Origin of the sequence: Amycolatopsis sp. NPDC005961 (genome assembly GCF_040629235.1) — a bacterium.
Taxonomy (GTDB): domain Bacteria; phylum Actinomycetota; class Actinomycetes; order Mycobacteriales; family Pseudonocardiaceae; genus Amycolatopsis; species Amycolatopsis camponoti.
In genome coordinates this window covers 1-21046 of the sequence record NZ_JBEXVF010000030.1, presented here as the reverse complement: position 1 = coordinate 21046, position 21046 = coordinate 1, and the positions used below count along the sequence as shown (strand labels likewise).

The following is a 21046-nucleotide window of genomic DNA, read 5'->3' as shown; positions in this document are numbered from 1 at the left end:
ACCGCCGTGAAGGGACATCCGATGTCAAGAATCCGCACTCGCGCCAAGGCGGCCGCCGCCCTCGCGCTGGCCGCCGCCCTCGCGGTCGGCTGTTCGTCCGGGGGCGGCTCGTCCACGGCGCCCGCCGCCACCGGCACCCAGGACTCCGTCGACGCCGCCCTGAAGGCGGGCGGCGAGATCACGTACTGGAGCTGGACGCCGTCGGCCAAGGACCAGGTGGCCGCGTTCCAGAAGGACTACCCGAACGTCAAGGTCAACTACGTCAACGCGGGCACGAACAAGGAGGAGTACACCAAGCTGCAGAACGCGATCAAGGCCGGCTCGGGTGCCCCCGACGTGGCCCAGATCGAGTACTACGCCCTCCCGCAGTTCGCGCTGACCGACTCGCTGGCCGACCTCAACCAGTTCGGTTTCGGGTCGTTCGAAAAGGACTACAGCGCTTCCACGTGGGCGCAGGTGAAGAACGGCAACGGGATCTACGGCCTGCCGCAGGACTCCGGCCCGATGGCGCTGTTCTACAACAAGGAAGTCTTCGACAAGAACGGCATCACGGTGCCGAAGACCTGGGACGAGTACCTCGCCGCGGCGAAGAAGCTGCACGCCGCCGACCCCGCCAAGTACATGACCTCCGACACCGGTGACCCCGGGGCCGTGCTGAGCATGATCTGGCAGGCCGGCGGGCGGCCGTTCGCCGTCGACGGCCGGAACGTCAAGGTGAACTTCGCCGACGCGGGCACCAAGAAGTGGACCGCGATGTGGGACCAGATGATCCAGGGCAAGCTGCTCGCCCCGGTCAAGGAGTGGTCCGACGACTGGTTCCGCGCCCTCGGCGACGGCACCATCTCCTCCCTGGTCACCGGCGCCTGGATGCCGGGCAACTTCATCTCGTCGGTGCCCGGTGGCGCCGGCAAGTGGGCGGTCGCGCCGATGCCGACCTACGACGGGAAGCCGGTGACCGCCGAGAACGGCGGCAGCGCGCAGTCCGTGGTCAAGCAGAGCAAGAACCCGGCGCTGGCTGCGGGCTTCGTGCGCTGGCTCAACCACGCCGGCGGTGTCCAGCCGTTCATCAAGAGCGGCGGCTTCCCGTCCACCACGGCCGACCTGACCTCGCCCGCGTTCGTCGACGAGGCCGTGCCCTACTTCGGTGGCCAGAAGGTCAACCAGGTGCTGACCCAGGCGTCGAAGGACGTCGCGCCGGGCTGGACCTACCTGCCGTACCAGACCTACGCCAACAGCGTCTTCAGCGACACCGCCGGCAAGGCCTACGTGAACGCCACCGGCCTCGACGCCGGTCTGGCGGCCTGGCAGCAGGCCATCGTCGACTACGGCAACCAGCAGGGCTTCACGGTCAGCGCGGGATGACCGTCCACATCGAAGGTGACGCGGGCCAGGTCATCGGCCCGGTCCCGCGTCGCCTCTTCGGCTCGTTCGTCGAGCACATGGGCCGGTCCGTCTACACGGGACTGTACGAGCCCGGACACTCCACTTCGGACGATCGCGGCTTCCGCGGCGACGTGCTGGAGCTGGTCCGGGAGCTCGGGCCGACGGTGGTCCGCTACCCCGGCGGCAACTTCGTCTCCGGCTACCGCTGGGAAGACGGCGTCGGACCGGCCGCAACCCGGCCCGTCCGGCTCGACCCGGCCTGGCACAGCGTGGAATCCAACCGCTTCGGCCTGCACGAGTTCGTCGGGTGGGCCGAAGCCGCGGGTGCCGAGGTGATGTACGCGGTCAACCTCGGCACCCGCGGCATCCAGGAAGCCCTCGACGTCCTGGAGTACTGCAACCACGCCGGGGGCACGGAACTGAGCGAGCGGCGGCGCGCGAACGGCGCCGACCGCCCGTTCGGCTTCAAGCTGTGGTGCCTCGGCAACGAGATGGACGGCCCGTGGCAGATCGGCCACAAGACCGCCGAGGAGTACGGCCGGCTGGCCGCGGAGACCGCGCGGGTCATGCGGATGGTCGACCCGGGCGTCGAGCTGGTCGTGGCGGGCAGCTCGCACGCGGACATGCCGACGTTCGGCTCGTGGGAACGCACGGTGCTGCGCCACACCGCGGAGCTGGTCGACCACATCTCGCTGCACGCCTACTACCAGGAGCTGCACGGCGACACCGACAGCTACCTCGCCAGCGGCGCCGCGCTGGACCGCTACATCCGCACCACGGCGGGGATCATCGACGAGACGCTCGCCGAGCTGGGCCTGGACAAGAAGATCGGGATCAGCGTCGACGAGTGGAACGTCTGGGACCTGCGCCGCTGGAACGAGGTCGACCAGGCGCGGCTCGCCGAGGGCGGCTGGCGGGAGCACCCGCGGATCATCGAGGACGACTACACCGTCACCGACGCGGTCGTCGTCGGGTCGCTGCTGAGCTCCCTGCTGCGCAACGTCGACCGCGTCACCATGGCCAACCAGGCCCAGCTGGTGAACGTCATCGCGCCGATCCGCACCGAGCCCGGCGGCCCGGCGTGGCGGCAGACGACGTTCCACCCGTTCCGGCAGGTGGCCGCGCTGGCGACCGGGGTGAGCCTGCGCCTGGCCGTCGAGGGCGAGCGCCTCCGCACCGCGCAGCACGGCGAGGTCGACCTCGTGGACGTCGCCGCGACCGCGGGGGAGCACGGGCGCGGCGCGGTGTTCCTCACCAACCGGTCCACGGCGTCGCCGACCGAGGTCCGGATACGCCTGCGCGGCGCGCGCTACGGCGTGTACGCCGCCGAAACCCTGACCACACCCGACGGCGGGACGCGCCACACGGCCAACACCGCCGTTTCCCAACCGGTCCGGCCGGTGCCGCTGCCCGGCGCCGCCGCGACGTCCGACCCCGGGGGGACGACCATCACCGTGACACTGCCACCCCTGTCCTGGACCGTGCTCCAGCTGTGCCCCGAGGCGGGCGGCCATGCCTGAGTTCGTGATCGGGGAGACCGACTTCCTGCTCGACGGCCGGCCGTTCCGGATCTTGTCCGGTGCCCTGCACTACTTCCGGGTGCACCCGGACCTGTGGGCCGACCGGATCGACAAGGCCCGGCGGATGGGCCTGAACACCATCGAGACGTACGTGCCGTGGAACGCGCACGCCCCTTCGCCGGGTGAGTTCGACCTGTCCGGCGGGCTCGACCTCGACCGGTTTCTGCGGCTCGTCGCCGACGCCGGGATGTACGCGATCGTCCGGCCCGGCCCGTACATCTGCGCGGAGTGGGACAACGGCGGCCTGCCGGCGTGGTTGTTCCGCGACCCGTCGGTCGGCGTCCGGCGGTACGAGCCTCGTTATCTCGACGCGGTGCGCGAGTACCTCACGCGCGTCTACGAAGTCGTCGTCCCGCACCAGGTCGACCGCGGCGGGCCGGTGCTGCTGGTCCAGGTGGAGAACGAGTACGGCGCGTTCGGCGACGACAAGCGGTACCTGAAAGCGCTGGCCGACCACACGCGCGCGTCCGGCGTCACGGTGCCGCTGACGACGGTGGACCAGCCGGACATGCTCGAAGCGGGCAGCCTGGAGGGGCTGCACCGCACCGCCTCCTTCGGCTCGAACGCCGAGGTGCGGCTGGCGATCCTGCGCGAGCACCAGCCCACCGGGCCGCTGATGTGCAGCGAGTTCTGGAACGGCTGGTTCGACAACTGGGGCGCGCACCACCACACGACCCCGGCCGTGGACTCGGCGGCCGAGCTCGACGTGCTGCTCGCCGCGGGCGCGTCGGTCAACCTGTACATGTTCCACGGCGGCACCAACTTCGGGTTCACCAGCGGTGCCAACGACAAGGGCGTCTACCAGCCGATCGTCACGTCCTACGACTACGACGCGCCGCTGGACGAAGCCGGCCACCCGACGCCGAAGTACCACGCCTTCCGTGACGTGATCGCGCGCTACCACAAGGTGCCGGACTCCGTCCCGCCGCCGGCCCGGCCCGCGCCGGCGCTCTCCGCGGTCCTCCGCGACCCGGTCCGGTTGCTCGACGCGCCGGACCGCTTCGGCACCTGGGAGTTCCACGAGGAGCTGCCCTCGTTCGACGAGCTGACGCCGATGCCTCGGCTCGCCCTGCTGCGCACCCGCGTGAGCGGCGACCGGCCGGGCATCCTGACGTTCGGCGAGGTCCGCGACCGCGCGGCGGTGTTCTTCGACGGCGACCCGGTCGGCACGCTGCTGCGCGAGCACCACGACCGCGCGGTCGCGCTGCCGCGGGCGAACGGCGAGCTGCTGGTGCTGGTCGAGGACCAGGGCCGCGTCGACTACGGCCCGCGGATCGGCGAGGCGAAGGGCATCATCGGCGGCGCGACGCTGCACGGCGAGCCGCTCGCGGGCTGGGACGTGCTGCCGCTCGACCTGACCGTGTTGCCCGCGCCGGTCACGGCGTCCACTGTGGAGGGACCGGTGGCCGGGCCGGTGCTGCTGCGCGCGTCGTTCGACGCCGACGCGTCCGCGGACCTGTTCCTCGACACCGGGGAGTGGGGCAAGGGACTCGTGTGGCTCAACGGGTTCCCGCTCGGCCGGTACTGGCGGCGCGGGCCGCAACGGACGCTGTACGTGCCGGGCCCGGTCGTCCACGCGGGCGCCAACGAACTCGTCGTGCTCGAACTGGACACGATGCTCGACCCGGCGGTCCGGTTCGTGCCGCGGCCGCTGCTGGGCCACACGGAGGCCTGAGTCCCCACCGAAACGAAGGGCAGTTCGACGATGAACCGCACGTTCCGGCGTTTATTCACCGTCCTTTGTGTACCGATGGCCGCGGCCGGGGTCGCCGTGGCACCCGCGGCGGCGGCCACCGCCGTCACCGTGAAGCCCGATCCCTCCTACCGGCAGCAACCGTTCGAGGGCTGGGGATCGAGCCTCGCGTGGATGGCCGAGGCGACCGGCGGCTACCCGGACGCGGTCCGGACCAAGCTGGCCGACCTCGTCTTCGGCGCCGACGGCCTGAACCTGAACATCGCCCGCTTCAACATCGGCGGCGGCAACGCCCCGGACGTCCCGGCGTACCTGCGTCCGGGTGGCGCCGTGCCGGGCTGGTGGAAGGCGCCGGCCGGGACGACCCGCGCCGACAAGAACTGGTGGACGCCAGGAGACCCCGCGGAGTTCGACGCCGCCGCGGACCCGAACCAGCGCTGGTGGGTGGACCGCATCAAGAAGCACGTCACGAAGTGGGAGGCGTTCAGCAACTCGCCGCCGTACTTCCAGACCGTTTCGGGGTACGTCTCGGGCGGCTTCAACGCCACCGACGAGCAGCTGCGGCCCGACAAGGTCGGCGACTTCACCGCGTACCTCGCGCAGGTGGTGCGGACGCTGGAACGCGCGCACGGCATCAAGTTCTCGTCGGTGAACCCGCTCAACGAGCCCAACACGAACTACTGGAAGACGACCCTCGGCCCCGACGGCAACCCGGTCGGCGGCCGGCAGGAGGGCGCGCACATCGGCCCGGCGGTGCAGGCGCAGCTGATCCCGGCGATGGCCGCGGCGCTGCCCGGGAAGGTGGTCTCCGCGCCCGACGAAACCAACCCGGACATCTTCGCCGCGGACTGGAACGGCTGGTCCGCGGCGGCGCGCGCGGCGGCCGGGCGGCTGAACGTGCACACCTACGGCACCGGCAACCGGCCGATCCCGCGCGACATCGCGAAGGGCGCGTCGAAGCCGTTGTGGATGAGCGAGGTCGGCGGCAGCTGGCTCGACCGGCAGGACTTCACCAGCATGGACCCGGGGCTCGGGCTGGCCGGCCAGATCACCGACGACCTGCGCCTGCTGGAACCGAGCGCGTGGGTGAGCTGGCAGCCGATCGAGGACTACGACAACATGAAGCCCGGCGGGGAGTCCGCGGCCGGGATGAACTGGGGCGAGATCCAGGTTCCGTTCGACTGCACGACTTCCGACTGTCCGATCCGGACGAACACGAAGTTCGACACGATGCGGAACTTCACCCACTACATCCGGCCGGGTGACCGGCTGGTCGCGTCGAACGACACCGCGTCGACGGCCGCGATGCGCGGCGACGACCTGGCCACGGTGGTCCACGTCAACTCGGGTACGGCGGAGCAGGACGTCACGCTGGACCTGTCCGGCTTCGGGTGCGTCCGGCCGGGCGCGTCGGTGACGCCGGTCGTCACGGACGTCACGGGTGCCCTCCGCCGCGGCAAGGCGGTGCGGGTGACGTCGGCCCACGCGACGCTGCGGGTCCCGGCGCGCTCGGTGACGACGTTCCTGGTCGACGGCGTCTCGTCGACGGCCGCGGGCACCGGGCTGGGTTCGGGCAAGCCGGTCACGTTCACGGGGGTGCAGAGCGGCAAGTCGCTGTCGGCGGAGGGTGGCGCGCTGGTCCAGCGCACGACGGACGCGTCGGCGGCCGCGCAGCGCTGGACGCTGACCGACCGCACGGGCCGCTACGGCAACCGCGACCGGTACACGATCGCGTCGGCGGCGACGGGCCAGGTGCTGAGCACGGCGGGCGGTGCGGTGACGCTGGCCCCGGCGGGAACAGCGGACCCGGCGGCCCAGTGGACGGTGTCGACCACGGGCGACGGCACCTGGACGTTCGTCAACGCGGCGGACGGGCAGCTGCTCGACGTGACCGGCGAGTCCCGCGACGACGGCGCCCGCATCGGGCTGTACCGCCCGACGAACGGCCCGAACCAGCGCTGGCAGGCAGTCGCGCGGTAGCGGCGCTGGACCGGCGCTGGACCGGCCCTGTGGACAACCACGCGGCCACGCGCGGAGGGCACCGGATCTTGTCGGTGCCCTCCGCTAGCGTGGATACCGGGGGCGCGGGGCGCGCGGTCGCTCAGTCCACCGAGCCGTACGGGCGCTGCGACGCCCCCTTGTGGCCCTCCGCCTCAGCGCCTTCCTCGGCCGCGATCTCCTCGGCGCCCCGGCGGCCGCTGTCACCCGAGTCCGGCTCCAGGTCCGTCGGGGACTGCGTCCCGTCCGCGGCGACCTCCGAGCCGGGCGAGCCGCTCGCCTCGCGGGCCTTGTCGGCGGCCTCGGCCGCGGTCGGGTCGTCGCCCGCGACGTCCGGTGCCCAGCCGTGGTGCTTTTCCTGTTCGGCCATGACGGCCTCCTCACGTGCCCCCTCAGCCCTCCGCGCGTACCCGCCGCGAGCGCCGGCAAACGCCGTCGCGAGCCGGCCCGGCGCGGCCGACGCCGAACCGGACGCGGCGGCCGGTAGAGTTCTCCCGGACCCGTTGAAACGCCAGCGGTGGTCTCGGTTGACGCTGCTGGCGAGCCCTTTCCCGTTGCTCGCCGCTTGACGCATGGGGAGGGGTGGGAGCTGTGCCGACCACTGGCGACGGCATGGCGGAGCGGGTCGACGAGCTGAACGCCGTCCTGGCCGATCTCGTCGGGGTCCTCGAGTCGCTTTCCGACACTCCGGGCCTGCTCGACGCCGTCTGTGGCGAGGCCGTCCGGGTGGTGCCCGACGCCGACCTCGCGAGCATCATGGTCGTCCGCGACGGCGTGACGACCACGGCGGCCTTCACCGACGAGCGCGCCCGGCGCATCGACGACGTGCAGTACGCCGCCGGTGACGGTCCCGGGCTGCTCGCGGCGCTCACCGGCGAGGTCGTCCGGGTCGCGGTCGGCGACACCGGCGAGCGGTGGCCCGAGTTCGTCCTCGCGGCCAAGGAGCTCGGCGTCGGCAGCTACCTGGCGGTGCCGCTGCGCGTGGACGACACGCTCGTCGGCGCGATCACGCTGTTCGGCTTCGGGGCCCACGGCTACCACGAGTTCGACACGAAGGTGCTGCGGCTGTTCACGTTGTGCGTCGAGACGGTCCTGCGGCTGACCCGCCGCTACCGGGAGGCCCGCCTGCTCGCCGACGAGCTCCGGCACGCGATGGAGACGCGCGCGGTGATCGAGCAGGCCAAGGGCATGCTGATGCTGATCCACCGGGTGAGCGAGGACGCGGCGATGCAGCGCCTGATCGTCGAGTCCCAGAACACGAACACGAAGCTGCGCGACGTCGCGGCGCGGTTCACGAAGCGGATGAGCTCCGCGGGCGGCGGGCGTTCCTAGCGAAGAGTGCCCCGAGCCCCGCACACTCCGGTGCCGCGCCGGCTTGCTCCAGCGCGTCCCGGACCGTGACGGCGGTGGCGGTCAGCACCGGCTTGCCGAGGCGGTCCTCCAGCTCGGCGAGCAACGGCGTCGTGGGGAGCGCGGTCTCCGGGACGAGCACCGCCTGCGCGTCGTCGTGGTCGGCCGCGAAAGCCCGCGAAGACCGCGGTCAGGTCCGGGTGGTAGACGGACGCGAGGGCGACCCGGTCGACGTCCAGCCGGGCGAGGGCGGTCAGATAGGCCAGTGAGGTGCTGTTCGCCGGAACGCCGAGGAGCGCGCTCAGCGCGTCGGCCTGCTCACGGCCGCCGTCAGGCGGGAGGGCGCGCCGAGTTCCCGCACGGCCGCCGTCTTGCCCGCGGCGTCCAGCTCGTCGACGCGCCCGATGCCCGGACCCCAGTCCACGTAGGCGAAGCCGAGGTCGATGGCCGGGTCGAGCCGGCGGCACAAGGCGGCGAAGTCGTCCTCACCGCAGTCGCGCGTCGGGTAGAGCAGGCCGAGGCGGGGACTCATGACCCCAGCATGGCGTGCGCGCCGAAGACCGGGACCAGTGTCGCGTCGTTGAACGCCGTGATGCGGGCGATGCGGGTGCCGGTCAGCGTCAGGAGCTGGACGCCGTGGGCCTCGAACCGGCCGTCGCCGGTGGCCGTGTACTCGAGCAGGGCCGGCTGGCCGTTCGCGCGCGTCGGGACCAGCCGCCAGGCGCCCGGGCGCAGCACGCGCCGGCCCAGGAACCCGGTGACCGCGTCCCGGCCGGTGAACCACGTCGGGATCGGCGGCATCTCCAGCTCGACGTCGGCGCGCAGCAGCGTCACTAGCGCGCCCGGGTCGGCCCGGACGAACGCGTCGACGTACCGGTCGAGCACGGGACCTTGCCCGGCCGGCTCCGCCAGGTCCGCCTCCACCGGGCCCGCTTCGGCGAGCCGGCCGCGGGCGCGGCGCAGCGCGCTGTCGACCGCCGCCGGGGTCGTGCCGAGCAGCTCGGCGACCTCGCCGGTGCCGAACGCCAGCACGTCGCGCAGGGTCAGCACCGCCCGCTGCCGGGCGGGCAGGAGCTGCAGCGCGGCGATGAACGCCAGCCGCACGCCGGCCCGCCCGGCGACGACGGCCGCCGGGTCGAGCAGCGCGTCGGGGATCGGCTGGAGCCACGGCACCGACGGGTCCGCCGCCGCGACCGCCACCCGGTGGTCGTCGGCCGGCGCGCCCAGCCCCGACGGGAGCGGCCGCCGGGCCCGGGTCTCCAGCGCCGTCAGGCACGCCGTCGTGGCGATCTTGTACAGCCAGCGCCGCGCCGAAGACCGGCCCTCGAACCCGCCGAAAGCGCGCCACGCCCGCAAGTAGGTCTCCTGCACGAGGTCCTCGGCGTCGTGGATCGAGCCGAGCAGGCGGTAGCAGTGGGCGAGCAGCTCGGGCCGGAACGGCTCGGTCTCGGCGGTGAAGTCCGGCATGGCACTCAGAGCGTACGCAGCCCGGTGCCGCTGACCTGGTACTCGGCCGCACTTCCGTCGACGATCTCGAGGACGGCCTTGGCGACCTGCTCCGGCGTCAGGACCGACTCCATGTTCTTGACGAACGTGTCGCGGTCGACGCCGGTGCGTGCGGCGTAGCCCTCGACGCCGGCCGCGCCGAGACCGGTCAGCGGGGTCAGCTGCGGCAGGAGCGTGGCGAACCGGAGGCCGAGCCCGGCGCGTTCCGACTCGTCGGCGGCGTACGCCCGCAGGTACCGGATCGCGGCCTTCGCGCTGGCGTACCCGCCGCTGAGCGGCGACCCGCCGATCGCCGCCCCGCTCGACATCGAGACGACGACACCGCCCTTTTCGAGGGGTTCCCGGAGTGCGGCGCGCGTCCAGGCGAAGACGTGCCGGGTGTCGACGTGCCAGTTGCGGCTGAAGGTCTCCCACGTCTGTTCGTGCACGGGCGCCATGTGCGGCACGGTTCCCGCGTTGAGGACGAGCAGGCCCGGGCGGTGCTCGCGGAGCACACTTTCGGCGAGGGCGTCGTCGGTCGCGTCGGCGGCGACGGGGACGAAGCCCGCGCCGAGTTCGTCGCGCACGGCGTCGAGGTCGGACTCGCTGCGCGCGATGCCGACGACCGTGCGCCCTTCGGCGACGAGCGCGGCGGCGATGGCACGCCCGAAGCCGCGGCCGGCCCCGGTGACTACGGCGGTGGTGGACATGAGGACTCCCGGTGGTCGATGCGGTGTGGACCGGATCCAGACCGCCGGGGAAAGGGAAAACCGTCGCTGAGTGACGCGGGTCACATCGGCGTGGACGGCCTCCGGTGCAGCAGGTCGAAGCGCGACCACATCGCCTCCGCGGCCTCGATGGACTCGCTCGTGCGCGCCGGGTCGACCGCCGCCAGCTGCGCCACGATCGCCTGGACCAGCGCCATGCCCGCGGTCAGCGACGGGAAGAACGTCACGCCCTCCGCCGGCACCATCAGCACCTGCTCGACCGCGCCCGCCAGGGCCGGGCTCGCCGCGTCCGTCACGGCGAACACCCGCGCGCCGCGGCTCTTCGCCTCGCTCGCCGCCAGGACCGTGCTCTCGTACAGGCGCCAGAAGCTGATCGCCACCAGGACGTCGTCCGAAGTCAGCTTCGCCGTCTGGTTCGCCAGTTCCGCGTCGCCGGCCGTCACCGCGTGGACGTCGTAGCCCGCGAGACGCGCGTTGTGCGCGAAGGCGATGCCGACCGCCGCGTAGCTGCCGTCGGCGATCACCAGTGTCCGGCGGGCCGCGGCGATCGCGCGCGCGACCTCGCGGAGCACCTCTTCGTCGAAGCGGCGGTTCAGCAGGGCGAGGCTGTCGAGGTCCCGGCGCAGCGAGGCTGAGCCCGGCGAGTCGACACCGCGGTGCTCCTCGGCCACCTGCGGCGCGCTCAGCGACGACATGTACCGCGCCCGCAGCTCCTGCTGCAACGCCGGCCAGCCGGCGAACCCCAGCGCCTGCGCCGTGCGCGTCACGGTCGCGACGTTGACGCCGGCGAGCTGGGCCAGCTCGGCCGTCGAGCCGAACGACGCCCGCCTCGGCTGGGAGACCAGGACCTCCAGCACCGCGGCCGACTTCGGCCGCAGGCCCCGCTCGGGCAGCCGGTCCCGCAGCCACGCCTCGAACCCGTCGTCGGTTTCCGCCACTTCGTGCCCTCCCTCAGGTCGGGTAGACCGTAACGCAGGGATCTCGTCTTGCAATGAACGTTGCAAAACCGCGAAAACGCAGTATACGTTGTCCGCACTCCCCGGCGCCCGACACGGAAGGCGTTCCCCCATGACCCTGCTGGCACGACTGGATCGGCTCCCGCTGAGCCGGCCCCACTACAAGCTGCTGCTGATCGGCGGGCTCGGCTACACCTTCGACGGCATGGACTCGGCGGTCGTCGCCTTCCTGCTGCCCAGCGCCAAGGCGGCGTGGGGTCTCGACAACGGCCAGCTCGGCCTGATCGGCTCCGCGACGCCGTTCGGCTTCCTCTTCGGCGCGATCGCGGCCGGCCTGCTCGGCGACCGCATCGGCCGCAAGAAGGTCATGATGTACGCGCTGGCCTTCTACGCGGTGTTCTCCGTCATCGCGTCCTTCTCGCCCAACTACGAGATCTTCCTCGGCGCCCGCGTGCTCGCCGGGGCGGGCGCGGGCGCGGAAAGCGCGATCATCGCGCCGTTCCTGTCCGAGTTCGTGCCGGCCAAGCGGCGCGGCTGGTTCGTCGGCGCGCTCGCCGGCTTCTTCTCCTTCGGGTTCGTCGCGGCCGCGCTGATCGGCCGGTTCGTCGTCCCGTCGTTCGACGACGGCTGGCGGATCGCCCAGCTCGTCACCGCGCTGCCGATCGTCATGCTGCTGTGGTGGCGGCGATCCCTGCCCGAGTCGCCGCGGTTCCTGCTCGCCAAGGGACGGACCGCCGAGGCCGAAACCGTCGTCGCCAAGATGGAACGCGACGTCGAGAAGGCCACCCGCACGACGCTCCCGCCGGTGCCGCCCGCCGACGCCCAGCCCGCGACCGAGACCCCGAAGGTCAACCTCTTCAGCGCGCTGAAGTTCCTGTGGAGCCCCGCGATGCGGCGCCGGACGGCGGTGATCTGGACCGTCTGGTTCGTGATCACGTTCTCCTACTACGGCTTCTTCTCGTGGATCCCGACGTTGCTCGTCGAACGCGGCATCACGGTGACGAAGAGCTTCGAGTTCTCGATCATCATCTACCTGGCCCAGGTGCCCGGGTACTTCTCCGCCGCGTGGCTGTCGGAGCGGCTCGACCGCAAGCACACCATCGCGCTGTACCTCGCGGGCTCGGCCGTGAGCGCGTTCTGGCTGAGCCAGACGAGCGCGCCGTGGTCGATCACCCTGGCGGGCGCGGTGCTGTCGTTCTTCCTCAACGGCACCTACGCCGGCGTGTACTCCTACACGCCCGAGGTGTTCCCGACCTGGATCCGCGCCAGCGGCACCGGCCTGTCCAGCGCGTTCGGCCGGGTCGGCAGCATTCTCGCGCCGACGATCATCGGCCTGTCCTCGGCGAGCCTCGGCTTCGCCGGCGTCTTCGGCATGACGACCGCGGTACTGGCGGCGGGCGTGCTCTGCGTGCTCGTCTTCGGCCTGTCCACCGCCGGCCGCTCCCTGGAAGAACTGACCGAACACGGCGCGCCGAAGGCCGCCGCGAAGGAGATGACGAAGTGAGTCTGTCCACTGTGGAGGAACGGGTGCGCGACGCGATCGGCGTGCGGCTGTTCACGGTGCTCGCGTGGGTTCCCGAGCGCAACGCGCTGCGCCGGGTGCACAGCAGCCATCCGGCGGAGTACCCGGTGGGCGGCGAGAAGAGCGTCGAGGTCGCCGCGGGCTGGCTCGACAAGTGCATCACCGCGCAGGAGCCGTACTTCGGCCCGGACCGCGCGGCGGTGCGGGAGATCTTCGCCGACCACGACCTGATCGAAAGCCTCGGCTGCGGCTCGATCATCAACGTGCCGGTGATCGCCGACGGCCGGACGCTCGGGGTGCTCAACATCCTCGACGCGGAAGGCACCTACGACGACGATGCGGTGGTGGTGGCCGAATCGCTCGCGCCGCTGGCCGTGTCCGCACTGCTCGACCTGGAGAAGGAGAACCGGTGACCGGATCCCTGCTGCTGCGCAACGCCCGGCTGCTCGACCCGCTGTCCGGGGAGTACACCGAAGGCGACCTGCGTGCCGCCGACGGCCGGATCGTGGAGGCCGGGCCGGGTCTCGCCGCGGCCGACGTGCGTGTTCTCGACCTGCGCGGCGCGGTCGTGCTGCCCGGGCTGGTCGACGCGCACGTGCACGTCACGGCGTCGACGGCGGACCTGGGCTCGCTGTCGTCGTCGTCACCGTCCTATGTGGCCGCTCAGGCCGCGCACACGATGAGCCGGATGCTCGACCGCGGGTTCACCACGGTCCGCGACGCGTCGGGTGCCGACTACGGCCTGGCGGACGCCCAGGCGGACGGCCTGTTCCGCGGGCCGCGGCTGCTGTTCTGCGGGCGCGCGCTGAGCCAGACCGGCGGGCACGGCGACAGCCGCACGCGCGGCACCCAGGTCAAGGACGACCACCCGTGCTGCGCGGGCCTCGGCCGGGTGGCCGACGGCGTCGACGCGGTCCGCGCGGCCGCTCGCGACGAGCTGCGCAAGGGCGCCCACCACATCAAGGTGATGGCCTCGGGCGGCGTCGCGTCCCCGACCGACCGGATCGACTCGACGCAGTACTCGGCGGACGAGCTGACCGCGATCGTCGAGGAGGCGTCGGCGGCGAACCGTTACGTGGCGGCGCACGCGTACACCGCCCGCGCGGTGAACCGGGCGCTGGAGCTGGGCGTCCGGTCGATCGAGCACGGCAACCTGCTGGACGACCGCAGCGTTTCGCTGTTCCTCGAGCACGACGCGTACCTGGTGCCGACGCTGGTGACGTACTGGGCGCTGAAGGAGGAGGGCCGCGAGCACGGCCTCCCGGAGTCGAGCTGGCGCAAGGTCGACGAGGTCCTGGGCGCGGGCATGGCGGCCCTGGAGCGCGCGGCCCGCGGCGGCGTGAAGCTGGTGTACGGGACGGACCTGCTGGGGGGCATGCACCGTCATCAGAACCACGAGTTCCGCTTGCGCGGTGAAGTCCAGTCTCCGTTGGAGGTCATCCGCTCGGCGACGTCGACGGCGGCGGAGCTGCTGAACCTGACCGGGGAGATCGGGACCCTGGACGTGGGCGCGTACGCGGATCTGCTGGTGGTGGAGGGAGATCCGCTGGACGACCTCGGGGTGCTGGCGGAGCCGAAGCACTTCCGCCACATCGTCCAGGGCGGCGAGGTGGTTTCGGGCTGAGCGGGGTGCGCGGAGCGGCCGGGCCGCTCCGCGCCCGTTCACCAGTTCCGCACGGCGGGCGCGTACCCCGCGGGCTTGTCGCCCACCTTCGTGTCCGGTGTGACGATCCAGTTCTGGTACTGCGCCGTGAACATCCGGTACACCGACGCCGGCGGCACCGCGCTCGCGTCGTCGAGCACCTTGCGCAGCTCGGCCGGGATCTCGAAGTCCAGCGCCGCCATGCTCTTGCCCAGCTGCCCGGCGCTGCTCGCCCCGACGATCGCCGACGCGATGCCCGGCTGGGTCGCCACCCAGTTGATCGCCACCTGGGCCATCGTGACGCCCAGCTTGCCGGCCACCTCTTCCAGCGGCTTGAGCAGCTGCCAATCGCGTTCGGTCCAGGACTGCGCGTCCGGATCGAACCGGCCGGTGCCGCCGTCGCGGTACTTGCCGGTGAGGAAGCCGCCGGCCAGCGGGCTCCACGCCGTGACGCCGAGGCCGAGGTTCTGGGCCATCGGGACGTGCTCGGTCTCGATTTCCCGCTGTACCAGCGAATACGGCAGCTGGAGGTTGATCATCGGGGTGAGCGAGTTCGCCTCGGCGATGCTCTGGGCGCGAGCGGCGTACCAGGCCGGCACGTCCGACAGGCCCGCGTAACGGATCTTGCCGGCGCGGACGAGGTCGTCGAGCGTGCGGACGACCTCCTCGACCGGGGTCAGCCGGTCCCACGTGTGCAGCAGGAAGAGGTCGACGTAGTCCGTGCCCAGCCGGCGCAGCGACGCCTCGAGCGCGCGGACCAGGTGCTTGCGGCCGTTGCCGCCCGCGTTGGGGTCGCCGGGGTCGACGCTGTTGGTGAACTTCGTGGTGAGCACGACGCGCTCGCGCACGTTCGCTTCGGCGATGAGCCGGCCGAGGATGGTCTCGCTCTCGCCCGCGGTGTAGAAGTCCGCGGTGTCGAGGAAGTTGCCGCCCTCGTCGAGGTAGTTCCGGAAGATCGGGCGGACCTCGTCCTCGGTCTTGCCGTAGGCGGCGTGGAAACCGCCGGTGCCGAAGTTCATCGTCCCGAGCGCGAGCCGGCTGACGCGCAGGCCGGAACGGCCGAGGAGGTAGTACTGATCGAGTGCCATGACTCCACCGTGCTCCGCGTTTTTTGGACCCGCAAGTCCATTCGCCGTGTGCGCCGGAGGGAGGCCGGCGCACACGGCGTGGACTCAGCGGCAGCGGTAGCTCGACGCCACCGCCGGGTCACCGTGGCCGTCGTACCGCGAGACCGACGGGAGCGGGCACAGGTCGCGGGTCTTGCCGTCCGCGGACGCCGCCGTGAGCGTGGCCGGGGCCTGGCCGTGCTCGACCCAGCCGACCAGCTGCCCGAGCGCGTTCGTCGGCTCCGGGCCGCCACCGCCGAAGCAGTGCTCGACGCCCGGGGCGGAGAACAGCCGGTAGAAGTCGTTCACACGCTGCGCACCGCCCATCGTCCGCTCGACCTGCCGGCGGTAGGACAGCGTGCCGCCCGGCGGGATCAGCTGGTCGTTCGCGCCCACGAACGTGATCAGCTTGCCGCCGGCGCGGCGGAACGCCGACAGGTCCGGGTCGGACGTGCCGATGACGTCGTCGTACTCCCGCACCGACTGGCGGAACACGTCGGCGTACTGGGCGTACGTCAGCTTCGAGGTGTCGAAGCCGGCCTGCTTCTCCACGAACGACTGCACCCACTTGACGGCCACCGGGAAGCCCGGCGCGACGAGCGTCCCGTCGGGGCCCGGCGTCGTGCCGGCCAGCCAGGTGAAGTCCGCGCCCTTGGGGAGCCCGGCCCACAGCTTGCGGCCGCGTTCGTCGGTCGGGCCCGCCCAGATCTTGCGCATGACTTCGGCGTCCGCCGCCGTGACGGTGAACTCCTGGCCGTCGCAGACGACCTTCGTGCCGATCAGGCCGCGCGGGTCGTAGCTGCATTCGTCCGGCCGGTCGACGATGCCGTTCGTGACGCCGTCCCGCGCGTCGCACGCCTGGACCGCGGCCTGGCGGAACGCGGAAAGCACGCAGGTGCTGGGGAAGTCGTGGCTCTGGTTCATGACGACCTGCGGCCACAGCGTCGCGACGGCGAACTGCGTCCAGTCGACGGCCGGGGCGTTGGCCAGGATGCCGTCGAAGTCGCCGGGGTGGTTCTGCGCCTCGGAGTAGCCCTGGCGGCCGCCGGTCGAGCAGCCGGTCCAGTACGAGTACGTCGCCGGGCGGTGGTAGTACCGCTGCGTGACGGCCTTGCCGATCAGCGCCTCTTCGTGCACCGAACGGGTGGCGAAGTCGGTCAGGAGCGTCTGGTCGACCTGGCCGGGGGCGGTCAGCGCCCACGACGTGTCGAGCCCGTCGAGGGACACGCCCGCGTCGGTCGTCACGCCGGTGTAGCCGTCCTTGACGGCCTGGGCGAGCCCGTCGAAGTTGCCGGCGGCGTAGGCGCTGCCGCCGAGGGCCTGCAGCCGTCCGGTCCAGCCGGTGTCGGGCAGGGCCACGGCGACCTTGACGTGGTCGTGGCCGTCGTGGGTCAGGGTGACGGTGATCTGGCAGTACGCGGTCTTGCGTTCCGCCTGCACCGACTCGATCTTCGCGCCGGCCGGTGCGGGGACCGACACGGCGGCGCAGGTCGGCGTCACGGCGGCCGCGCTCGGTGCGAGCGGGACCAGGCCGGTCAGCAGGAGCGGCACGGCGGCCGCCAAGAACTTCGGGATGCGTCTCATCGGTTCCTCGGGTCGCTTGCGTGGACGCTGCGAAGCTAGGTGGCGGCGCGCGGTCGCCGCGCCCGTCGGATGACGCTGTTGATGTACGTCACTCGGCCTTGAGCTGCGGAAACGTCCGTTGGGTAAGGTCGGTTCCATGGCGCTGCACGGGCGGGAAGCCGAGCTGAAGGAGCTGGGCGAGCTCGTCGACGGTCCCGAAGAACGCGTCGGCGTCGTCGTCCGCGGCGAAGCGGGCATCGGCAAGTCGGCGCTGGTCGCTTCGGCGGCGGCAGCGGCGTCGGTCGCCGGCCTGCGCGTGCTGCGTACGGCGGGGGCCGAAGCCGAGCAGAACCTCGCGTACGCCGGGCTGCACCAGCTGCTCCACCCGGTCCGGGCGGGGGTGGCGGAGCTGCCCGCGCCGCAGCGCGACGCGCTGCGGACCGCCTTGGGGCTGGCGGAGGGTGCTTCGCCGAGTGCGTACCTGGTCGGGCTCGCGACGCTGACGCTGCTGGCCGAGGAGGCGGTCGCGAAGCCGTTGCTGCTGGTGGCGGAGGACGCGCAGTGGCTGGATCGGGCCAGTGCCGACGTCCTGGCGTTCGTGGCGCGGCGGATCGAGACCGAGCCGATCGTCCTGGTGGCGACGCTCCGCGACGGCGTTGCGTCCCCGCTGCTCGAGGCCGGGCTGGCACCGATGGTCCTGGAGCGGCTGGGTGCGGACGACGCGGCGGACCTGCTGGACGCGGTCGCGTCGGGCTTGGCACCGGCGGTCCGCACGCGGCTGCTGACGGAGGCGGCGGGGCACCCCCTGGCGTTGACGGAGCTGCCGGCCGGGCTGGCCGGCTTCGACGGGCTCGATCCGGTGCTGCCGCTGACGGAACGCCTGGAGAGGACGTTCACGGCACGGGTGACGGGGCTGCCGGAAGCGACGCGGACGGCATTGCTGGTGGCGGCGTTGAACGAGACGACATCGCTGGCGGAGACCCTGGCGGCGACGGGCTCGCTGCTGGCGACGGACGCCGTCGAGCCGGACATCCTCGCCCCCGCCGTCGAAGCCCGCTTGATCGAACTCACCGCCGGGACCGTCACCTTCCGCCATCCGCTCATGCGCTCGGCCATCCCCGCGGCCGCCACCCCGACCGACCGCCGGCGGGCCCACCTGGCCCTCGCCGAGGCCCTCCGCGACCAGCCCGACCGGCGCGCCTGGCACCAAGCGGCCGCGAGCGCCGGGCCCGATGAAACCGTGGCCCGCGCACTCGAAAGCACCGCCGACCGGGCCCGCTACCGGGGCGGGGCCGCCGCGGCCATCGCCGCTCTCGAACAGGCCGCCCGGCTCAGCGAACACGACGGCACCCGGACCGAGCGGCTGCTCAAAGCCGCCGAGCTGGCCGTCGAGTCCGGACGTCGCGAGACCGCCGAACGGCTCGTCCACGCCGCGAAACCGGCGGACAAACGCCACCGCGCCACCGCGAGCCGGCTGCTCAGCGAGTTCGAAGACGGCGTTCGCGAAGACCCCGCGCGCGTCGCCGAACTCGCCGTCACCGCCGGACACGCCGCGAACGACGGGGAAACCGATGCCGCCGTGCGGATCCTCTGGAGCGCCGCCATGCGGTGCTTCTGGACCGAACCCGGGGACGCCGCCCGGAAAGCCCTGCTCGACGTCGCCGATCGGCTGCCCGTCCCCGATGACGATCCGCGCGTCGTGGCCGTCACCGCCTACGTCGCTCCCTTCGAGCGCGGCGAAGCCGTCCTGACGAACCTCCGGAAGCTCGCCGGGGCGACCGGGGCCGATCCCGAGGTCGACCGGTACCTGGGCAGTGCCGCCCTGCAGGTCGGCGCCTTCGACCTCGCCGCCCGCTTCTCCGCGGCCGCCGCCCCCGGCCTGCGCGCGCAAGGACGGCTGGGGGCGCTGCCGCGGGCGCTCGCCGTCCAGGCGTGGAGCCGCGTGCGGCTCGGGGACCTCGCCGCCGCGGTGCCCGTCGCCGCCGAAGCCGCGCGGTTCGCCGGTGAGACCGGGCAGCCGTTCATGTACGGCCTGGCCACCGCCGTCCAGGCCGAGATCGCCGCCCTGCGCGGCGACCACAAGCAGGCGAAAACCCTGGCCGCCGAGGCCGAACGCGCCGGGCTCGCCGCGGGCGCCCGGCCGGTGCTCGCCACCGTCCAGCTCACGCGGGGGCTGATCGCCCTGAGCGAGGGCCGCTTCGACGACGCCTTCGCCGACCTGCGGCGGATGCTCGACCCGGCCGACCCCACCTACCAGCTCGCCCTGCGCGCGTACTGCGTGCCGGAACTCGCCGAGGCCGCCGTCCGGGCCGGGCAGACCGAGGCCCTGCGCGACATCCTCGCCGAACTGGAGTGCCTGAGGACGCCGTCGCCCGCCCTGCACATCGGCCTGCGGTACGCGCGGGCCGTGCTCGACCCGAGTGACGAGCGGTTCGCCGAAGCGCTGCGGGCCGACCTGGCCGGCTGGCCCGCCGAACGCGGCCGCGTCCACCTGGCCTTCGGCGAATGGCTGCGGCGGCAGCGGCGGGTCGTCGAATCGCGGACGCACCTGCGGACCGCCCGCGAGACGTTCGACGCCCTCGGCATGACGGCCTGGGCCGAGCGCGCGCGGGGCGAGCTGCGTGGTGCGGGCGAGTCGAGCCCGAACCGCGGCCCGGACGCGCGTGAGAAGCTGACGCCGCACGAGCTGAGCATCGCCCAGCTGGCCGCCGACGGGCTGACGAACCGCGAGATCGGGCAGCGGCTGTACCTTTCGCACCGGACCGTCGGCACCCATCTGCACCGGATCTTCCCCAAGCTGGGCGTGAGCTCCCGGGCCGACCTCGCCGGGATGCTGAAGACCCTCGAAGGGTGACTTACACCCGCTGCGTCACCTGACGGGCGCGAAGATCACTCGAAACTCCCTAACGTCGTGAAAGTCCCACGGTCTTTCGCACAGGAGTCAAGATGATCAGCAGGAGAAGGTTCGGGCAGGCGTTCGCGGCGGGGCTGGCGGCGACCTCCTTGGCGGCCTGCTCGTCGAACGCCACCGCCCCCGCCGCGGCGCCGTCGACGACCCCTGACCCGCGGGCCGGGTCCGGCGAGCACACCTCGCTCGGCGAGGTCAAGCACGTCGACGCCGGGGTGCTGAACATGGCGTACTACGAGTCCGGGCCGTCGGCCGGGCAGCCCGTCGTGCTCCTGCACGGCTGGCCGTACGACCCGTACAGCTACGTCGACGTCGCCCCGATCCTGGCCGCGGCCGGCCACCGGGTGATCGTCCCGTTCCTGCGCGGCTACGGCCCGACGACGTTCAAGTCGGCGCAGACCGTCCGCAACGGCCAGCAGGCAGCGGTCGCGCTCGACGTCGTCGCCCTGATGGACGCGCTCAGGATCGACAAGGCCGTCCTCGGCGGCTACGACTGGGGTTCGCGGACGGTCGACATCATCGCCGCGCTCTTCCCGGAGCGCTGCCAGGCCGTCGTCGCGGTGAGCGGCTACATCGTCACGAACCTGGTGGCGAACCAGAAACCCCTGGCGCCACAAGCGGAACTCGGCTGGTGGTACCAGTACTACTTCGCGACCGAGCGCGGCCGCGCCGGCTACGCGGCCAACCGCCACGACTTCAACAAGCTGATCTGGAAGACGGCGTCCCCGGCGTGGCACTTCGACGACGCGACCTACGACCGCAGCGCGGCGGCCTTCGACAACCCCGACCACGTCGACATCGTCGTCCACAACTACCGCTGGCGCCTCGGCCTCGCCCCGGGCGAGCCGCAGTACGAGGCGTACGAACAGAAGCTGGCGGCGGGCCCCGCCATCACGGTCCCGGCGATCACGATCGCCAGCGACTTCGACGGCGCGGCCAAGGACGGCAAGGCCTACCGGTCGAAGTACACCGGCCGGTACGAGCACCGGATCCTCGACGGCATCGGCCACAACGTCCCGCAGGAGGCGCCGCGCCCGTTCGCCCGGGCGATCCTGGACGCCGCCCGGCAGTGAGGGTCGTGAGAACCCGACACCGGTGCCACGGGACGCCGCCGTCACCGCGTCGCTCACCT

General features: G+C 72.4%; 18 protein-coding genes. 11 read left to right on the top strand and 7 right to left on the bottom strand.

The genetic code is table 11. The features are described from left to right. The first annotated feature begins 21 nt into the window (after positions 1–21). The 4 genes from ABZ342_RS25440 (at position 22) to ABZ342_RS25425 (ending at position 6636) form a co-directional block, all read left to right on the top strand. Positions 22–1362, top strand: coding sequence for an extracellular solute-binding protein (locus ABZ342_RS25440; protein ID WP_155541561.1), 1341 nt, complete (start codon positions 22–24; stop codon positions 1360–1362). Further along, complete coding sequence (locus ABZ342_RS25435; protein ID WP_360477576.1) at positions 1359–2903, top strand: alpha-L-arabinofuranosidase C-terminal domain-containing protein; 1545 nt, start codon at positions 1359–1361, stop codon at positions 2901–2903. Before ABZ342_RS25440 ends, ABZ342_RS25435 begins: the two co-directional genes overlap by 4 nt. Next, positions 2896–4638 carry a glycoside hydrolase family 35 protein gene (locus tag ABZ342_RS25430; RefSeq protein ID WP_360477573.1) on the top strand — a complete coding sequence of 581 codons (1743 nt, stop codon included), beginning with the start codon at positions 2896–2898 and terminating at the stop codon, positions 4636–4638. The genes ABZ342_RS25435 and ABZ342_RS25430 overlap by 8 nt, the downstream gene beginning before the upstream one ends. Before the next feature lie 75 nt (positions 4639–4713). Further along, positions 4714–6636, top strand: a complete 1923-nt coding sequence (locus tag ABZ342_RS25425; RefSeq protein WP_360477570.1) for an RICIN domain-containing protein — start codon at positions 4714–4716, stop codon at positions 6634–6636. Between the two features lie 121 nt (positions 6637–6757). Here the strand turns inward: ABZ342_RS25425 and ABZ342_RS25420 are convergent, their stop codons facing one another. Then, positions 6758–7024, bottom strand: a complete 267-nt coding sequence (locus tag ABZ342_RS25420) for a hypothetical protein (RefSeq protein WP_155541565.1) — start codon at positions 7022–7024, stop codon at positions 6758–6760. Positions 7025–7266: 242 nt separating this feature from the next. Here ABZ342_RS25420 and ABZ342_RS25415 point away from each other — a divergent pair, with 242 nt between their 5' ends. After that, entirely contained in the window at positions 7267–7986 is a 720-nt protein-coding gene (locus ABZ342_RS25415; RefSeq protein WP_360477789.1) for a GAF and ANTAR domain-containing protein, read from the top strand. A 74-nt stretch (positions 7987–8060) separates the two neighbouring features. Then, positions 8061–8273, top strand: a complete 213-nt coding sequence (locus ABZ342_RS25410) for a hypothetical protein (protein ID WP_360477567.1) — start codon at positions 8061–8063, stop codon at positions 8271–8273. 32 nt (positions 8274–8305) lie between these two features. On the opposite strand, the gene ABZ342_RS25405 is transcribed toward ABZ342_RS25410, so the two are convergent. The 4 genes from ABZ342_RS25405 to ABZ342_RS25390 form a co-directional block, all read right to left on the bottom strand. After that, positions 8306–8536: a hypothetical protein gene (locus ABZ342_RS25405; protein WP_360477564.1), complete on the bottom strand. Its 231-nt coding sequence runs from the start codon at positions 8534–8536 to the stop codon at positions 8306–8308. Further along, positions 8533–9471, bottom strand: coding sequence for an RNA polymerase subunit sigma-70 (locus ABZ342_RS25400; protein WP_360477561.1), 939 nt, complete (start codon positions 9469–9471; stop codon positions 8533–8535). The genes ABZ342_RS25405 and ABZ342_RS25400 overlap by 4 nt, the downstream gene beginning before the upstream one ends. A 5-nt stretch (positions 9472–9476) precedes the next feature. Beyond that, positions 9477–10199, bottom strand: a complete 723-nt coding sequence (locus ABZ342_RS25395; protein WP_360477558.1) for an SDR family oxidoreductase — start codon at positions 10197–10199, stop codon at positions 9477–9479. Positions 10200–10279: 80 nt separating this feature from the next. Continuing rightward, positions 10280–11155, bottom strand: coding sequence for a MurR/RpiR family transcriptional regulator (locus ABZ342_RS25390; protein WP_360477555.1), 876 nt, complete (start codon positions 11153–11155; stop codon positions 10280–10282). Between the two features lie 130 nt (positions 11156–11285). Between ABZ342_RS25390 and ABZ342_RS25385 the strand changes: the two genes are divergently transcribed. Genes ABZ342_RS25385 through ABZ342_RS25375 form a run of 3 tightly spaced genes read left to right on the top strand, consistent with a single transcriptional unit; the run spans position 11286 to position 14319 of the window. Continuing rightward, positions 11286–12677 carry an MFS transporter gene (locus ABZ342_RS25385; protein ID WP_360477552.1) on the top strand — a complete coding sequence of 464 codons (1392 nt, stop codon included), beginning with the start codon at positions 11286–11288 and terminating at the stop codon, positions 12675–12677. Continuing rightward, on the top strand, positions 12674–13108 hold the full coding sequence (locus tag ABZ342_RS25380) for a GAF domain-containing protein (protein ID WP_360477549.1): 435 nt from the start codon (positions 12674–12676) through the stop codon (positions 13106–13108). The genes ABZ342_RS25385 and ABZ342_RS25380 overlap by 4 nt, the downstream gene beginning before the upstream one ends. Beyond that, entirely contained in the window at positions 13105–14319 is a 1215-nt protein-coding gene (locus ABZ342_RS25375) for an amidohydrolase family protein (RefSeq protein WP_360477546.1), read from the top strand. Before ABZ342_RS25380 ends, ABZ342_RS25375 begins: the two co-directional genes overlap by 4 nt. Positions 14320–14357: 38 nt before the next feature. Here the strand turns inward: ABZ342_RS25375 and ABZ342_RS25370 are convergent, their stop codons facing one another. Then, positions 14358–15425: an aldo/keto reductase gene (locus ABZ342_RS25370; protein WP_360477543.1), complete on the bottom strand. Its 1068-nt coding sequence runs from the start codon at positions 15423–15425 to the stop codon at positions 14358–14360. Between the two features lie 84 nt (positions 15426–15509). Further along, positions 15510–17027, bottom strand: coding sequence for a tannase/feruloyl esterase family alpha/beta hydrolase (locus ABZ342_RS25365; protein WP_360477540.1), 1518 nt, complete (start codon positions 17025–17027; stop codon positions 15510–15512). A 136-nt stretch (positions 17028–17163) separates the two neighbouring features. Here ABZ342_RS25365 and ABZ342_RS25360 point away from each other — a divergent pair, with 136 nt between their 5' ends. Together ABZ342_RS25360 and ABZ342_RS25355 are read left to right on the top strand one after the other, a co-directional pair. Beyond that, on the top strand, positions 17164–19860 hold the full coding sequence (locus ABZ342_RS25360) for an AAA family ATPase (protein WP_360477537.1): 2697 nt from the start codon (positions 17164–17166) through the stop codon (positions 19858–19860). A 92-nt stretch (positions 19861–19952) separates the two neighbouring features. After that, positions 19953–20987 (top strand): alpha/beta hydrolase, encoded by a 1035-nt coding sequence (locus ABZ342_RS25355; RefSeq protein ID WP_360477534.1) that lies wholly within the window; start codon positions 19953–19955, stop codon positions 20985–20987. The last annotated feature ends 59 nt before the right edge of the window (positions 20988–21046 follow it).

Bases quoted from the DNA above. Each gene is read 5' to 3' on its own strand.
- ABZ342_RS25435 (WP_360477576.1), top strand. From the start codon at position 1,359: ATGACCGTCCACATCGAAGGTGACGCGGGCCAGGTCATCGGCCCGGTC.
- ABZ342_RS25400 (WP_360477561.1), bottom strand. From the start codon at position 9,471: ATGCCGGACTTCACCGCCGAGACCGAGCCGTTCCGGCCCGAGCTGCTC.
- ABZ342_RS25370 (WP_360477543.1), bottom strand. From the start codon at position 15,425: ATGGCACTCGATCAGTACTACCTCCTCGGCCGTTCCGGCCTGCGCGTC.
- ABZ342_RS25365 (WP_360477540.1), bottom strand. From the start codon at position 17,027: ATGAGACGCATCCCGAAGTTCTTGGCGGCCGCCGTGCCGCTCCTGCTG.
- ABZ342_RS25425 (WP_360477570.1), top strand. From the start codon at position 4,714: ATGGCCGCGGCCGGGGTCGCCGTGGCACCCGCGGCGGCGGCCACCGCC.
- ABZ342_RS25430 (WP_360477573.1), top strand. From the start codon at position 2,896: ATGCCTGAGTTCGTGATCGGGGAGACCGACTTCCTGCTCGACGGCCGG.
- ABZ342_RS25395 (WP_360477558.1), bottom strand. From the start codon at position 10,199: ATGTCCACCACCGCCGTAGTCACCGGGGCCGGCCGCGGCTTCGGGCGT.
- ABZ342_RS25385 (WP_360477552.1), top strand. From the start codon at position 11,286: ATGACCCTGCTGGCACGACTGGATCGGCTCCCGCTGAGCCGGCCCCAC.
- ABZ342_RS25360 (WP_360477537.1), top strand. From the start codon at position 17,164: ATGGCGCTGCACGGGCGGGAAGCCGAGCTGAAGGAGCTGGGCGAGCTC.
- ABZ342_RS25420 (WP_155541565.1), bottom strand. From the start codon at position 7,024: ATGGCCGAACAGGAAAAGCACCACGGCTGGGCACCGGACGTCGCGGGC.
- ABZ342_RS25355 (WP_360477534.1), top strand. From the start codon at position 19,953: ATGATCAGCAGGAGAAGGTTCGGGCAGGCGTTCGCGGCGGGGCTGGCG.
- ABZ342_RS25415 (WP_360477789.1), top strand. From the start codon at position 7,267: ATGGCGGAGCGGGTCGACGAGCTGAACGCCGTCCTGGCCGATCTCGTC.
- ABZ342_RS25405 (WP_360477564.1), bottom strand. From the start codon at position 8,536: ATGAGTCCCCGCCTCGGCCTGCTCTACCCGACGCGCGACTGCGGTGAG.
- ABZ342_RS25440 (WP_155541561.1), top strand. From the start codon at position 22: ATGTCAAGAATCCGCACTCGCGCCAAGGCGGCCGCCGCCCTCGCGCTG.